Below are 15,250 nucleotides of genomic sequence, written 5' to 3' on the forward strand. Positions count from 1 at the left end.
GTCCGGCTATGGACGGACGGATGCGCACCCGCGCACGGAGGGGCGCCAAGTCGGCTGCTGTGCAGGGCTGGAGAGGGTGGGTGGGATGACGGTACGGGTGGTGTTGTTCGCGGCGGTGACGGGAAGCGAGGGGGTGAGGTTCGGTGATGTGGCGCCGGATGCGGCGGCGTCGGCGGCGGTCCGGGCGGCGGTGGGCGCGCTGCCCGGCTTCGCCCGTGCGTACACCGCCCCGGAGGCCCGCTGCCGGGCGACGGCGGACGCGCTCGGGGTGCACGCGGTGACAGCAGCCGAGTTGGGCGATCTGGACGTGGGGCGGTGGCGGGGGAAGGAGCTCGACGAGGTGGCCGCGGCCGAGCCGGAGGCGCTGGCGGCCTGGCTGGCGGACCCGGCCGCGGCACCGCACGGCGGGGAGACGCTGCTCGCCCTGCTGGCGCGGACCACACAGTGGCTCGCGTCGCAGGCCACGGCCGGTGGCAGGGTGCTGGCGGTCGTTCCGCAGGCCGTCGTACGGGCCGCCGTGGCCGGTGCGCTGGAGCTGCCGCCGGCCGTCTTCTGGCGGCTGGACGTCCCGCCGCTGTCGGCGACCGAGCTCACCGGGCGCGCGGGGCGGTGGAACTGGCGCTGCGGGCGGCCGCCGTACGCGTGAGTCGCCGCGTATTCGCCCACCGGTCGCCGGGTGTTCGCGGAAATTGGCGGGAAGCGACTGTTGATGGCACTGAGTGCCACTGTCACAGTCGTGGTGTGGCTCGTCGGAGTTCGGCTGCGCTCATCTGAACTACCGCGCGGTACAAGGGATTTCGCCTGCCACAAAGGCACACGTGAAGGTCGACGCGAACCGGGAGACGGTGGTCATGGCGCAGGCAGGCACGACGGAGGCCGAGGAACTGGCACGACGGTGGGCGACGGACCCGCGGTGGAAGGGGATCCGGCGCACCTACTCGGCGGCGGATGTGACGCGACTGTCGGGCAGTGTGCGGGAGGAGCACACGCTGGCGCGGCGCGGTGCCGAGCGGCTGTGGCGGCAGCTGCACGAGCGGGACTACGTCCACGCGCTGGGCGCGCTGACCGGCGGCCAGGCCGTGCAGCAGGTCAGGGCCGGCCTCCAGGCGATCTACCTGTCGGGCTGGCAGGTGGCCGCGGACGCCAACCAGGCCGGGCACACCTACCCGGACCAGAGCCTCTACCCGGTCAACTCCGTTCCGGCGGTGGTGCGCCGGATCAACAACGCGCTGCTGCGGGCCGACCAGATCGCGACGGCCGAGGGGGACACCTCGACGGACTGGCTGGCGCCGATCGTCGCGGACGCGGAGGCGGGCTTCGGCGGGCCGCTGAACGCCTTCGAGCTGACGAAGGCGATGATCGCGGCGGGCGCGGCGGGGATCCACTACGAGGACCAGCTGGCGTCGGAGAAGAAGTGCGGCCACCTGGGCGGGAAGGTGCTCGTCCCCACCGCGCAGCACATCCGCACCCTCAACGCGGCCCGGCTGGCCGCCGACATCGCCGGTGTGCCCACCCTGATCGTCGCCCGTACCGACGCCCTCGCGGCCAACCTCCTCACCAGCGACGTCGACGAGCGCGACGCGCGCTTCTGCACGGGGGAGCGGACGGCGGAGGGCTTCCACCGGGTCGAGAACGGCATGGCGCCGGTCATCGCCCGCGGGCTGGCGTACGCACCGTACGCGGACCTGCTGTGGGTGGAGACCGGCACCCCGGACCTGGCCCAGGCACGGGAGTTCGCGGAGGCGGTCCACGCCGAGCACCCGGACAAGATGCTCGCCTACAACTGCTCGCCGTCCTTCAACTGGAAGGCCGCCCTCGACGACGATCAGATCGCCAAGTTCCAGCGCGAACTGGGCGCCATGGGCTACCGCTTCCAGTTCATCACCCTGGCCGGATTCCACTCCCTCAACCACGCCATGTTCGACCTCGCCCGCGGCTACGCCGAGCACGGCATGACGGCCTACGTCGAGCTCCAGGAGCGGGAGTTCGCCGCCCAGGAGGACGGCTTCACGGCGGTGAAGCACCAACGCGAGGTGGGTACCGGCTACTTCGACCTCGTCTCGACGGCGGTCAACCCCGCCTCGTCCACCACCGCCCTGACAGGCTCCACCGAGGAAGAGCAGTTCCATTAGTCCCGTAGACCTGTAGACCCGTGCCGGGCGGACCGGTCCCCCAGGAGACGACCATGACTGCACCCACCCTCACCCCGACCGTCCACCTCCTCGGCGACCGGCCCGCCCGCTCGGACGAGGTCCTCACCCCCGAAGCCCTCGACTTCGTCGCCCGCCTCGACGCCGCCTTCGCCGGCCGCCGGGCCGCTCTCCTGGCCGAACGGCGGCATCGCGCCGCGCTGTTGGCCGGCGGCGGGGCCCTCGACCTCGTCCCGGCGACCTCCGCCGTCCGGGCCGACCGCTCCTGGCGCGTGGCCGCGCCCGCGCCCGGGCTCGCCGACCGCCGCATCGAGATCACCGGTCCGCCCACCCGGCGGGGGGCGGACCGGGCGCTGGCCTCCGGCGCCCCCGTATGGGTCGCCGACTTCGCGGACGGCGTGGCGCCCGCCTGGGGGCGGGTCGTCGAGGGCCAGGCGCACGTCCTGGCGTCGCCCCTGACGGTGCTGGTCCGCCCGCGCGGCTGGCACCTCACCGAGAAACACCTGATGGTCGCCGGCCGCCCCGCCGCGGCCGCCCTCGTCGACGCCGGACTCCACCTCTTCCACCGGGCCCGGGCCGGGCGGGGGAGCGGCGCCGGGGCCGGACCGTACTTCTGCCTCCCCCAGGTGGAGAATCACCTGGAGGCGCGGCTGTGGAACGATGTCTTCACCTTCGCCGAGGACCGGCTCGGCCTCCCGTACGGCACGGTCCGTGCCTCCGCACCCGTCGAAACGATCGGCGCCGCCTTCGAGATGGAGGAGATCCTCTACGAACTGCGCGCCCGCAGCGCCGGTCTGGCCACCGATTCCCGGCGCTATCTCGCCAGCGTCGTACGGGCCTTCCCGCACCGGCCGGACTTCCTCCTCCCGGACCGGGCGAAGATCACCATGACCGTGCCGTTCCTGCGCGCGTACACCGAACTGCTCGTCCGCACCTGCCACCGGCGCGGCGCCCACGCCATCGGCGGTCCGGCCGCCCAGGTGCCCGGCGCCGACGCCGCGGCGCACGAGGCCGTGCTGGCCCGGGTCCGCCTGGACAAGGAACGCGAGGCCGAGGACGGCTTCGACGGCTCCCGCGTCGCACACCCGGACCTCGTCCCCGTCTGCCGCACGGCCTTCGACACGGTCCTGGCCGGCCGACCCCACCAGCTCGAGCGCACCCGCGAGGACGTCCATGTCACGGCTGCCGGGCTGCTGTCCGTCCCCCGCAGCAGCGGCCGGCCCACGGAGGCGGGCGTGCGCGCCGCGCTGGGCGTCGCCCTGCGCTGCGCCGACTCCTGGCTGCGGGGCGGCACTTCGGTCGTCCGCCACGGCCTGGTGGAGGACGCGGCCACCGCGGAGACGGCCCGCTGCCAGGTGTGGCAGTGGCTGCGGCACGATGTGATCTCACCGGCGGCGGTGCTGCGGCTCCTCGCGGAGGAAGCGGCCGCGCTGACGGAGGAGCAGCCCGGGGCGCGGGCGGAGGAGGCGCGGCACGCCGTCGCCCGGACGGTCCTCGGGGCGGAGCCGCCGGGGGCGTTCGGGCCGGACTTCGCGGCCGCCCCCCGGGCGCGGGGCCGGGCGCGCGCCTGAGCCCCGGCCCGGTCGGCGGGGGCTCGGGCGCTTACAGGGAGCGCTCAGATGCCCTGGCCCGCGAAACCCTCCCGCCACGTCGGGTACTCCGGGGTCCAACCCAGCTCCCGGGCGCGGGAATTGAGCGCGCCGCGCTCCCACGGCTCACCGCCGCCCGGCACCGGCTCCGGCGCCGGGACGCCCAGCGCCCCCGCGAGCACCGGCAGCCACTCCCGGCCCCGCGCCGGCTCGTCGTCCACGACGTTCACCGGGCCGGACGGCCAGTCGAGTGCCGCGACCGCCGCGGACGCCGCGTCCGCGACGTGGACGAAGGAGCTCACGGCGTCGTTCGCCTCGATGCCGCCGAGGAAGGCGGCCGGTTCGCCGCGGAGCGCCGCGGCGACCGCGCCGCCGGGGGCGTACCAGGTGCCGGGGCCGTAGAGGATGCCGTACCGCAGCACGACCGCCGTCCCCAGCTCCGCGACGGTCTCCTCCAGGGCGCGGATGCCGCCGACCATCGAGGCGCGCGGGGCCTCGGGGGAGTCGTCGAGGGGGACGGACTCGTCGGCGGGGGTGCCGCCGGGCGCGTAGGCCCAGGCGACGGACTGGGCGACGATCCGCCGGACGCCGGCGGCGCGGGCCGCGTCCACCAGGTTGCGGGTGCCCTCGCGGCGCAGCCTTATGTTGGCGCGGCCGTCCGCCCCGGCCAGGTCGGTGAGTTGGTGGATGACAGCGTCCGGCGCGGCGTCGGCCACCGCCCGCCGTACGGCGTCCGCGTCGAGGACGTCCGCCCGGACCGCGGAGGCGCCCATGCACCGCACGAGCTCGGTCCCCTCCGCCGTCCGGGAGGCCCCGGTGACCTCGTGCCCGGCCTTCAGGAGGAGGGGGACGAGCAGGCGGCCGACGGCGCCGGTGGCGCCCGCGACGAAGATGCGCATGGAAAGGGTCCGTTCGTGCGTGGTGTGCGGTGGTACTTGGTGGTACTCGGTGGTACGTGGCCCAGGCTAGAGCGGAATGCCGTCTCGCATTTGGGCCATTCGCGAGCCGGATGCGTGGGCTACTCGGGAGGGATGAGTTCCAGATCACTTCCCCGGGCGGGCCGGCAACCCCTACGCTGACGGTGCAGCTGGTTCGCCCTGCCCGCCAGGCAGACGCGTCGCAAGAGGGAACCCGGTGGGAATCCGGGACTGCCCCGCAGCGGTGAGTGGGAACGACCGCCGTCATGAGCACTGGGATCCGCGAGGACCCCGGGAAGCGACGGCCAGTAGGAACAGGCACGGCGCCCGCGAGTCCGAAGACCTGCCACTGCCCGTGCGCGTATGGACGCGCACGGAGTTCCGGTGACCTCGTGGGCGGGTCGGCGAACGCGATGGCCGTACCCGGCCGTTCGCTCCTTCGCCTTGCGCGCACCCGTCCCGGGACGCCGCTCAGTGCTCGCGAAGGAGAGTGTTGTGACCAGCAAGTCCGCAGCCGCGGCAGCACGGGCCACCGTGTACGGCTACCCCCGACAGGGTGCCGGCCGGGAACTGAAGAAGGCCGTCGAGGGTTACTGGAAGGGCCGTGTCGACGCCGGTGAACTCCGGCGCACCGCCGCCGCGCTGCGCGCCGCCACCTGGCGGGGCCTCGCCGGGGCCGGCGTGCACGAGGTGCCGACCGGCGACTTCTCGTACTACGACCACGTCCTGGACACGACCGTCATGGTCGGCGCGATCCCCGCCCGGCACCGCGCCGCCGTCGAGGCGGACGCCCTGGACGGCTACTTCGCCATGGCCCGGGGGACGCAGGACGTCGCGCCCCTGGAGATGACCAAGTGGTTCGACACCAACTACCACTACCTGGTACCCGAGTTGGGTCCGGACACCGTCTTCGCGGCCGATTCCGCCAAGCAGGTCGACGAGTTCCGGGAGGCCCGCGCCCTCGGTCTCGACGCACGCCCCGTCCTCGTCGGTCCCCTCACCTACCTTCTGCTCGCCAAGCCCGCCCCGGGCGTCGACGAGGGCTTCGAGCCGCTGACCCTGCTCGACCGGCTGCTGCCCGTCTACGCCGAGGTCCTCGCCGACCTGCGGGCCGCCGGTGCCGAGTGGGTCCAGCTCGACGAGCCCGCCCTCGTCCAGGACCGCAGCCCGGCCGAACTCAACGCCGCCGCACGGGTCTACCGCGACCTCGGCGCCCTCACCGACCGGCCCAAGCTCCTCGTCGCCTCCTACTTCGACCGGCTCGGCGACGCCCTGCCCGTCCTCGCCAAGGCCCCCGTCGACGGGCTGGCCCTGGACTTCACCGGGCCCGCCGCCGGGAACCTCGACGACCTCGCCGCCGTGGGCGGCCTGCCCGGCAAGCGGCTGGTCGCCGGTGTCGTGGACGGGCGCAACGTATGGATCAACGACCTCGCCGGGTCGCTCGCCACCCTCGCCACCCTCCTCGGCCTCGCCGACCGGGTGGACGTCGCGGCGTCCTGCTCGCTGCTGCACGTCCCGCTCGACGTCACCGCCGAACGGGACATCGACGGACAGATCGTCCGCTGGCTCGCCTTCGCCCGCCAGAAGACCGCCGAGGTCGTCCTCCTGGCGCGCGGACTGGAACGCGGCACCGACGCCATCGCCGCCGAACTCGCCGCCAACCGGGCCGACCTGGCCTCCCGCGCGGGCTCGCCCATCACCCGCGACCCGGCCGTGCGCGCCCGCACCGCCGCCGTCACCGACGCCGACGGCCGCCGCTCGCACCCCTACCCCGGGCGGGCCGCCGCCCAGCGCGCCCGGCTCGGCCTGCCGCCGCTGCCGACGACCACCATCGGCTCCTTCCCGCAGACCACCGAACTGCGCACCGCCCGCGCCGACCTGCGCGCCGGACGCATCGGCACCGAGGGCTACGAGGAGCGGATCGAGGCCGAGATCCGGGAGGTGATCTCCTTCCAGGAGAAGGCCGGGATCGACGTCCTGGTGCACGGCGAGCCCGAACGCAACGACATGGTCCAGTACTTCGCCGAGCAGCTCACCGGCTACCTCGCCACCCAGCACGGCTGGGTCCAGTCCTACGGCACCCGCTACGTCCGTCCGCCGATCCTCGCCGGCGACATCTCCCGCCCCGGGCCGATGACCGTCCGCTGGACCTCCTACGCCCAGTCGCTGACCGGCCGCCCCGTCAAGGGCATGCTCACCGGGCCGGTGACCATGCTCGCCTGGTCCTTCGTCCGCGACGACCAGCCGCTCGGGGAGACCGCCCGCCAGGTCGCCCTCGCCCTGCGCGACGAGGTGAACGACCTGGAGGCGGCGGGCACTTCGGTCATCCAGGTGGACGAACCCGCGCTGCGCGAGACCCTGCCGCTGCGGGCCGCCGGACGCCCGGCCTATCTGGCCTGGGCCACCGAGGCGTTCCGCCTCACCACCTCCGGCGTCCGGCCGGACACCCAGATCCACACCCATATGTGCTACGCCGAGTTCGGCGACGTCCTCCAGGCCATCGACGACCTCGACGCCGACGTCATCAGCCTGGAGGCCGCCCGCTCCCACATGCAGGTCGCGGGCGAACTGGCGGACGCCGGCTACCCGAGGGAGGTCGGGCCCGGCGTCTACGACATCCACTCGCCGCGCGTCCCCGACACCGGGGAGGTGACGGCCCTGCTGCGCCGCGCGCTGGCCGCGGTCCCCGCGGAGCGGCTCTGGGTCAACCCCGACTGCGGTCTGAAGACGCGGGGTTGGACGGAGGTGCGGGAGGCACTGGAGCATCTGGTGGCGGCGGCGCGGGAGGCGCGGGGGGAAGTGGGCTGATGCGGTAGGGGTCCCCGACCCCGCCCTTTCTCCCCCAGAGGGGGTGCCCCCAGTTTCTTCGCGCTCCGCGCGGGTGCAACGCGGCTGTGCCGCGTTCGTCCTCAAACGCCGGACGGGCTGATTCAGCCCGTCCGGCGCTCACTGCCACGTGAGGTGTTGCCCCTCCGGACCGACGTGCAGTCGCATTTGTTCGACTGGGGGTTGCCCGTCCTTCTGCCACTGTGCGAGTCGGTCGGCGATCACGTCCCAGAGCCGTTCGGGTCCGGATTGCCGCACCATCCACTGTCCGTCTTCCTGGTACAGCGATGCCCACGCTTCGGCGTCCACGTCGATGACGAGGTGTTCCGTACGCCCGCCCCGGTCGAGGGTGAGGCGTTGGGCCGTAGGAGCGGCGAATTGTGCGATGAAGCGTGGCGTCCACTCCTCCAGGACGTCAGCCCCGAGACCCGTCGGAGAGGCGGTTCCCGCCCTGAGATCGGGCAGCATGCCCAGTGAGGGCGGGAGTTGCGGGCGAGCGAGCATGAAGGATACCTGTCCCCCGAGGACCGGTCCGCTTGCCGTTCCGTCCTCGGAGACCGTGAGCCGCACCAGCTCGGAGGCGTGCATCCAGCCTCCGACCGTGACCAGGATTTCGCCGCCGGGCCGGGTCTGCGTGACCCAGTCAAGAGGGATGGTCCGTACGCCACATGTGACGATCACTCGGTCGTAGGGGCCATCCCCGGGGCAACCTGCAAGACCGTCGGCGACCACGCGGTCGGGCCAGTGCCCGGCCTGTGCGAGCGCCATGCCGGCACGCTCGGACACCGCACGGTCCACTTCCACGGTCGTCACATTGTTCTCGCCGGCGACGTGGGACAGCAAGGCTGTGGAGTAACCCGTTCCCGTCCCGATCTCCAGGACGGCCGTGTTCGTGCGCACGCCCGACTCCTCCAGCATGCGGACGACCAGACTGGGCAGGGTGGATGACGACGACGGGGCGGAGGAAATCCGGCCCTCCACCTGTTCGGGGAAGACCGCACCGGCTACCTGTGTCACCAGGGTGTCGTCTTCGTAGACCCGCGCCAGAGCGGTAGCCGAGTCCGGTCGTTCAGGGCGGTACCAACCTCCTCCGTCGTGCTCGAACCACCCCCGCGACAGGAAGATTTCCCGGGGCACCGCGGACACTGCGGCTTCCCAGCGTGAGCTGTGGAGCACACCCGATGCTTTGAGGTGCCGGACCAGTCCGGCCCGTAGTCGCTCAGACGTGTTGATGTCGGTCACGCGGGGCACTCTCCGTTCTCCAGGACATCAGTGATCGCGGCGGCGATGGGCAGCCCGGCACGGTCTTCCAGCCATGCCCATTGCCCGTTCGGGTTGCACTCCAGGAACCACCAGGCGCCGTCGGCGGTCACGGCGAAGTCGAATGCGCCGAACCGGAGTCCGAAGCTCTCGGTGAACTCGATCAGGGCACGCCGTACCTCTGCGGGGCACTCGACCGGCTCGTACGACAGACTTCCGTACACGGACCGCCAGTCGAGGACGCCGGGCGGGGCAGTGATGCGCGCACAGAGCACCCGGTCCCCGATGACAACAACCCGGACGTCGGCCACCTTCGGGACCTCGGCTTGGAACAGGTGGGCGCTGTGCTTCACCGCATCATCGATCTCGCCCGGTTCGACGCGCGCAGCCCAGATCCCCGCCGGCTCACCACCCACGGTGTACGAGCCCGCGTGCAGTGGCTTGTAGATCGTCGGTTGCTGCGCACAGAACTCTTTGGCGTGCACCGGGTCGTTCGTGATCAGGGTCTCCGGCACCGGCAGCCCGAGCCGGACAGCTTCCGCGAGCTGTGCCGGCTTGTACTCGGCGCGGGCAATCGCTTGGGGATGGCTGAGGTAAAGGCAACCGGGCAGCGCAGCCAGTACACCGCCCAGCCCTCTGCGATTCTCCTTCGCCGCGAACAAAGCCGTCTGCCCGCTGCCAACGGGCTCGTAGATGCTGGGGCGCCGGTGGTAGAGGGCGCGTATGGCGTCCAGATCGGCTGTGCGGCTCCCGACGGTGAGGGTGCCGGACCAACCACCCTGGTGGGTGTTCGCCGCGAGTACGGCGACCCCGGGGAAGTCCCTCCCGGGGTCGAACCGCAGGACGGGCACCCGGCGACGGTTCAACTCGGCGACGACGAGATCAGCAGTCGGATCCTCATGCTGGGTCGAGACCAGCACCGGACGTCCGTCCATGGGCATTCCTCAGTCCTGCTCGGCGTCGTGCCCCGAGTCCGGGTCCATCTTCCCGTCCTTGCTGACCTGGGTGGGCGGGTAGGTATTCACGGACGAGCCGTGCTTGCCCATCTCCATCGGAACAGTCTCACCGTTCTTGCCGATCCAACGGCCGGTCTGGGACTCGGCGTCCAGTCCCGCATACCGCAGCGTCGCCGCACCGTTGCGAAGCGGCTGCATGCGGCGAATACCCCATGGAGCCCGCGAGGTGGAGATCGTGGTGTCCTTCACATTCCCTCCATGCATTGGTAGTTGATGTCCCAGGGCCCGCCGGGCCGCCGGCGGGGTGTTGGACGACCGGGCGATGACGGGGCCGAGCTTCGCAACTCGGATCCCAGTCGTACCGAACCCCAGTCGTACTGAACCTCTGGCTGCTGGTCGCCCGTTCCGGTGGTCACCACAACCCCGGATGCCGGGTCGTGTGGTGCTTGACGTACGCGCCCGAGAACTTGTCGGCCGACGCCTGGTCGCCCCGGTCCCGCGCCGCCCTCTGTGCGGTGTCGAGCCGGACACGGAGGGGGCAGCCCGGGACCGGGGTCGGCATGGCCGGGGGTCCGGCGCTGTGCGGCAAGGGGATCACGGTGCGTTCTCCCCGGGCTCGTGCTGTTCCGGCTCCGTGGGGAGTCGGGTGTCGTCCCCGACCGGGACCGCATCACCCTCTCGGCGTCCGGGCGGGGAGTGGCGGGTCACGCCGATCAGGGGGCGGGGGAACTGGTAGGCGCGCAGGTCGGTCACGGGCGCTCCCGCGTGATTCCCGCCGCACGCTTCTCGCTGTTGGTGGCCAACCGCACCTTGCAGGGGTCCGCCTCCCACTCCTGCCCGCCATGCAGGGGCCGGAGTTGAACGTTCGGACCTTCGTGACCCATCACCTCCCCGACCTGCCCGGTGCGGGCATCCATCACGTACGCCCCTCGGCGGTACGTCTGCCTCGACATGTCCGGCGCCTCCCTGGCGAATGCTTGCGTTACAGGCAGCTAACTCCCGCCGTTCAAGATCAGTTGACACAAAACTGACACAGGCGAGGCCGGGCAGACTGTCAGGAGGGGGGCAGCGCACCACCTCATGGAAGAGTGTGATCGTATGGAGAGCACAGCGGTTGAACGCACGCCGGCAGCTGGGGAGAATATCCAACTCCTCCGCAAATCCCGGGGGATGAGTCAAACCAAGTTGGCACGTACCGCCAGCGTCTCGACATCCCTGCTCAGCAAGATTGAGCAAGGCATCCGAGCGGCGAGCCCTCCGGTGGTAGCGGCGATTGCCGAGGCCCTGCACGTATCCACGGCCCGAATCTATGGTCAGCCGTTCATGGGTCCCTCAGAGCAAAGCGACCTGATGACCAAACTCCGTACGGTCGTTCGTGGTTATACCTTGCCCAAAGAGGATGTGCCGCCGCCCGAGGAGTTGGCCAAGGACCTGCGCAAGGCCGGGGAATTGCGTGCTTCGACGAAGTACCTTGAACTCCTGCGCATGCTGCCGCGGCTACTGGGCCAGGTGACAGCAGCAGCGATGGAAGAGCCGGGAGAGACGGTTGTGTGGTCCGACGTGGCCGATGTCTATGGCTGCGCGTACTCGGTCGCCCACCGACTGGTACAACCCGACCTCGCCGATCTCGTCGTCGCCCGGCAAACCTGGGCGGCACGGCAGACTTGGAATCCTCGCGCCGAGGCCGGTGCAGCGTGGAATGAAGCCGGCACGCACCAGAGCGCGGGGCACTACGGCGATGGCCTCGCCATCATCGACCGGGCCATTACTGGCTACGAACGGGCATTGCGCCTTGGACCCGCGACTCAAGAGGAGGTCCACGCACTGGGGTCCCTCCATCTCCGTGGCGTCGTCCTGGCCTCTCGGGCAAAAGACCACGGAGCCACCCGTAGCCACGTCGAAAAGGCCAAGGCGTTGGCCGAGCAGATGCCCCACGACGTCCTGGCGCACAACACGACGTTCGGGCCGGGCAATGTTGCACTGTACGAACTGGCTTCTCACATCGAGTTGGGACGTCCCGACGAAGCCACCGAACTGTCCGGGCCGCTCATCAGGACTCCTCCACAGGGACTCCGCCCGTCACGAATCGGGCGGCTCTGCATTGACGCTGCTCGCGCTCATCTGGCCGTGAACGATCACAGCGGCGCCGAGGAGGCATTGAGGCAGGCGCACAAGGTCACACCACAGATGGCGCAGGTTCATCCGATGGCCCGTGAGGTACTGCGCGTCCTGGTCATACACCACGAGCGCAGCAAGCCGGAGCTTGTGACAATGGCCCAGCGTTCCGGTCTCATGGCAGAGCTGTAGTCGAGGCTCTGTCCGTGGAACGCAATGAGCCCCGCCGGCCCGGGACATGGGCCGACGGGGCCCTGCCGTGCAGGCCGGGCTCCAGGCCTTGTATCGGCCCGGAGCTTCGGGAAAGGGCGGGCCGGGGGCGGAACCCCCCGTCACGACAACGGCTGCTCCGCCCAGATCACCTTCCCGTCGGGGAGGTAGCGCGTCCCCCACCTCTCCGCCAGCTGTGCCACCAGGAACAGGCCCCGCCCGCCCTCGTCCTCCGCCGCCGCGTAGCGCAGATGGGGGGACGTGCTGCTCGTGTCGGAGACCTCGCAGATCAGCATGCGGTCGCGGAGCAGCCGGACGCGGATCGGGCCGGAGGCGTGCCGGATCGCGTTGGTGATCAGTTCGCTGAGGATCAGCTCGGTGGTGAACACCGCTTCCTCCAGGCCCCATTGCTCCAGCTGCCGGGTGACGTCGGCGCGGGCGCGGGCGACGACCGCGGGGTCGGAGGGCAGCTCCCACTCGGCGATCCGGTCGGCGGGCAGGATGCGGGTGCGGGCCACGAGCAGGGCGATGTCGTCGGTCTGCGGGTCGGGCAGCAGCGCCCCGAGGACCGCCTCGCAGGTCTCCTGGGGCGTCCGGTCCGCGACCGACAGGGCCTCGCGCAGGACGGCCAGCCCCTCGTCGATGTCCCGGCGGCGGTCCTCGACGAGACCGTCGGTGTAGAGGACGAGGTTGCTGCCCGCGGGCAGGCGCAGTTCGGCGGCCTCGAAGGGCAGGCCGCCCAGGCCCAGCGGCGGCCCGGCGGGCAGTTCGGGGAAGTCCACCGAGCCGTCCGGCGCGATGAGGGCCGGCAGGGGGTGCCCGGCGCGCGCCAGGGAGCAGACGCCCGACACCGGGTCGTAGATCGCGTACAGACAGGTGGCGCCCGCCACGGCCCGTTCGTCCTCGGCCTCCGCCGCCTCCAGGTCGATGCGGCCGACCAACTCGTCGAGGTGGCCGAGGAGTTCGTCCGGGGGCAGGTCGAGCGTGGAGAAGTTCAGCACGGCCGTGCGCAGCCGGCCCATGGTGGCGGCGGCGTGCAGACCGTGCCCGACGACGTCGCCCACCACCAGGGCGACGCGGGCCCCGGGCAGCGGGATGACGTCGAACCAGTCGCCGCCGACCCCGGCCTGGGCCGGCAGGTAGCGGTAGGCGACGTCCAGGGCGTTCTGCTCGGGCAGGCCGCGCGGCAGCAGGCTGTGCTGGAGGGTGACGGCCATGTCGTGCTCGCGCGTGAAGCGGCGGGCGTTGTCGATGCATACGGCGGCCCGCGCCGCCAGCTCCTCGGCGAGCGACAGGTCGTCCTCCTCGAAGACCGAGCTGTCCCGGGTGCGCCAGAAGGTGGCGATGCCCAGCAGCACGCCCCGGGCCTTGAGCGGCACAGTGATCATCGAGACGAAGCCGTAGTCCAGCACCGCCTGGGTGCGCGAGGGGTCCTGGGTGCGCCAGCCGGAGGAGGCGGCCAGGTCGGGGACGAGCACGGGGTGGCCGCTGACGAACCCGGTGGCCTGCGGGGTCGGCCCGGCGAAGGTGACCAGCTCGCCCGCCGGATAGAGCGGGCTGTCGGCCGTCGGGCCGGTGAGCGCCACCCGGCGCAGCACCGCCTCCTGGCCGCTCCGCGCGGAGAGCCGGGGCTCGTCGCCGCGGAGCACCGGCTCGGCGAGGTCCACGGTGGCGTAGTCGGTGAACCGGGGCGAGGCCACCTTGGTGAGCTCCTCGGCGGTGCGCCGGACGTCCAGGGACGTGCCGACGGCCACGCTCGCGTCGTACAGCAGCCGCAGCCGCTCGCGCGCCAGCTCCGCCCGGCCGGCCAGCGCCCGCAGCTCGGTGGAGTCCCGCAGGGTGGCCACGCTGCCCGGCGGGCCGCCGAGGCGGTCGGTGGGCCGTACGTTCACGGCCAGCAGCAGGTCGCCGACGGGCAGCACCTCGTCGGTGACCGCGCTCCGGGACGACAGGAGCGCGGCCGTCCGGGGCGCGAGGCCCAGTGCGTCGACGGGCCGGCCCTCGACGTCCGGCGGCAGCTCCAGCAGCCGCCGGGCCTCGTCGTTGGCGAGCAGGACCCGGCCGTCGCCGCCGACGATGACCACGCCCTCGCGCACGGCGTGCAGCACCGCGTCATGGTGTTCGTACATCCGGGTCATCTCGGCCGGGCCCAGCCCGTGGGTCTGCCGCCGCAGCCGCCGGCTCACCAGCGCCGTCCCGGCCGTGGCCAGGGCGAGGGCCGCCGCGCCGGCCCCGAGGACCCACGGCAGCTGCCGGTCGAACGCGCTGCTGACCGCGCTGACCTTGATCCCGGAGGCGACCGCGCCGATGATCGCGCCGCTCTTGTCGTGCACCGGCACGATCGCCTGTTCCTCCTGGCCGAGCGGGCCGTGCACGGTCTCGACGGTGACCTTGCCGGTGCGCAGCGTCGGCTCGACGTTGCCGACGAAGTGCTTGCCGATGAGGGACGGGTCGGGGTGGGTGTAGCGGGTGCCGTTGCGGTCGGTGACCACGATGAAGTCGACGCCGCCGTGCTTGCGGGCGTCCTCGGTCAGCGGCTGGAGGACCGCCGCCGGGTCGGGGCCCGCCATGACGGCCGGCAGCCCGGGGGCGTGCGCAAAGGCCTCGGCGGCGGCGATCGAACGGTCGCGCGCCGCCTGGAACCTGTCGCTCCGCGCCTGGAACAGCAGGGTGCCGACCGCTGCCACGACGAGCACCAGCACGATCAGCACCTGCAGCAGGAACATCTGGCCGGCGACGCTGCGGGTGCTCGTCACCGCCCATGGACGCCGCGTCGACGCCCCTCGCGGATCCTGCCGCCACTGCCGCCGCTCGTGCCGACTGCCCGCGCGCCGGCCGGCGAACCAGCGGCCCGAGGGCCTCCAGGAGCGGCCCCGGATTCGGGCCATACCCCATGTCTACCGTGGTGCCCCGCGCGGCGCGAACGTTGGGCGCCGCGCGGGGGGCCGGGGGAGGCCCGGCGAGGGGACTTCACCACTCCTCGTCGGCGAGCCCGGCGTCCCGGTCCTCGTCGCTGACCACCTGGTTCAGCGCGTCCTCCTTCATCTGCTCGATCTCGTCCGTCACATCTCGCTCCGAGAAGGTCATCTGCCGCTCCTCACACAGCTCGGGAGAGAGGTCGGGTGCTCTTACCGCCCACAGTCCTCAGTCCACACGCAGCCGCGCCGGAGTGCAGCCTTCCGCCGCTCGAACGGGTGATCCGGAGCGCTATCGGCGTCGGAGCGGGG

The 15,250-nt window shown here is 72.2% G+C and carries 12 protein-coding genes and 1 riboswitch; of the genes, 5 read left to right on the forward strand and 7 right to left on the reverse strand.

What is annotated here, in order from left to right:
- The first annotated feature begins 85 nt into the window (after positions 1 to 85).
- From AB8735_RS30885 to AB8735_RS30895, 3 genes are all read left to right on the forward strand, one after another.
- A complete protein-coding gene (locus tag AB8735_RS30885) occupies positions 86 to 646 on the forward strand; it encodes a histidine phosphatase family protein (protein WP_372410852.1) in 561 nt (186 codons plus the stop codon).
- A gap of 205 nt (positions 647 to 851) precedes the next feature.
- Positions 852 to 2,132, forward strand: a complete 1,281-nt coding sequence (gene aceA / locus AB8735_RS30890) for an isocitrate lyase (RefSeq protein ID WP_344022305.1) — start codon at positions 852 to 854, stop codon at positions 2,130 to 2,132.
- Positions 2,133 to 2,185: 53 nt separating this feature from the next.
- Complete coding sequence (locus tag AB8735_RS30895; RefSeq protein WP_372410854.1) at positions 2,186 to 3,721, forward strand: malate synthase A; 1,536 nt, start codon at positions 2,186 to 2,188, stop codon at positions 3,719 to 3,721.
- Positions 3,722 to 3,765: 44 nt separating this feature from the next.
- Here the strand turns inward: AB8735_RS30895 and AB8735_RS30900 are convergent, their stop codons facing one another.
- Positions 3,766 to 4,638 carry an NAD-dependent epimerase/dehydratase family protein gene (locus tag AB8735_RS30900; protein WP_372410856.1) on the reverse strand — a complete coding sequence of 291 codons (873 nt, stop codon included), beginning with the start codon at positions 4,636 to 4,638 and terminating at the stop codon, positions 3,766 to 3,768.
- Between the two features lie 172 nt (positions 4,639 to 4,810).
- Positions 4,811 to 5,022, forward strand: a riboswitch (cobalamin riboswitch).
- Between the two features lie 129 nt (positions 5,023 to 5,151).
- Between AB8735_RS30900 and metE the strand changes: the two genes are divergently transcribed.
- Positions 5,152 to 7,464 carry a 5-methyltetrahydropteroyltriglutamate--homocysteine S-methyltransferase gene (gene metE, locus AB8735_RS30905; protein ID WP_372410857.1) on the forward strand — a complete coding sequence of 771 codons (2,313 nt, stop codon included), beginning with the start codon at positions 5,152 to 5,154 and terminating at the stop codon, positions 7,462 to 7,464.
- Positions 7,465 to 7,602: 138 nt separating this feature from the next.
- Here metE and tgmC read toward each other — a convergent pair whose 3' ends face one another.
- The 5 genes from tgmC to AB8735_RS30930 form a co-directional block, all read right to left on the reverse strand.
- A complete protein-coding gene (gene tgmC, locus AB8735_RS30910) occupies positions 7,603 to 8,733 on the reverse strand; it encodes an ATP-grasp peptide maturase system methyltransferase (protein WP_372410858.1) in 1,131 nt (376 codons plus the stop codon).
- Positions 8,721 to 9,677 (reverse strand): ATP-grasp ribosomal peptide maturase, encoded by a 957-nt coding sequence (tgmB, locus tag AB8735_RS30915; protein WP_372410860.1) that lies wholly within the window; start codon positions 9,675 to 9,677, stop codon positions 8,721 to 8,723. Before tgmB ends, tgmC begins: the two co-directional genes overlap by 13 nt.
- 9 nt (positions 9,678 to 9,686) lie before the next feature.
- Complete coding sequence (tgmA, locus tag AB8735_RS30920) at positions 9,687 to 9,962, reverse strand: putative ATP-grasp-modified RiPP (protein ID WP_372410861.1); 276 nt, start codon at positions 9,960 to 9,962, stop codon at positions 9,687 to 9,689.
- Between the two features lie 148 nt (positions 9,963 to 10,110).
- Complete coding sequence (locus AB8735_RS30925; RefSeq protein ID WP_372410862.1) at positions 10,111 to 10,260, reverse strand: hypothetical protein; 150 nt, start codon at positions 10,258 to 10,260, stop codon at positions 10,111 to 10,113.
- Between the two features lie 32 nt (positions 10,261 to 10,292).
- Positions 10,293 to 10,451, reverse strand: coding sequence for a hypothetical protein (locus AB8735_RS30930; RefSeq protein WP_344021980.1), 159 nt, complete (start codon positions 10,449 to 10,451; stop codon positions 10,293 to 10,295).
- Positions 10,452 to 10,796: 345 nt separating this feature from the next.
- Between AB8735_RS30930 and AB8735_RS30935 the strand changes: the two genes are divergently transcribed.
- Entirely contained in the window at positions 10,797 to 12,005 is a 1,209-nt protein-coding gene (locus AB8735_RS30935; RefSeq protein ID WP_344021984.1) for a helix-turn-helix transcriptional regulator, read from the forward strand.
- A 140-nt stretch (positions 12,006 to 12,145) separates the two neighbouring features.
- Here the strand turns inward: AB8735_RS30935 and AB8735_RS30940 are convergent, their stop codons facing one another.
- Positions 12,146 to 14,911: a SpoIIE family protein phosphatase gene (locus AB8735_RS30940; RefSeq protein WP_372410864.1), complete on the reverse strand. Its 2,766-nt coding sequence runs from the start codon at positions 14,909 to 14,911 to the stop codon at positions 12,146 to 12,148.
- Positions 14,912 to 15,250 lie beyond the last annotated feature (339 nt).

Origin of the sequence: Streptomyces luteireticuli (assembly GCF_041519305.1) — a bacterium.
Lineage (GTDB): Bacteria > Actinomycetota > Actinomycetes > Streptomycetales > Streptomycetaceae > Streptomyces > Streptomyces luteireticuli.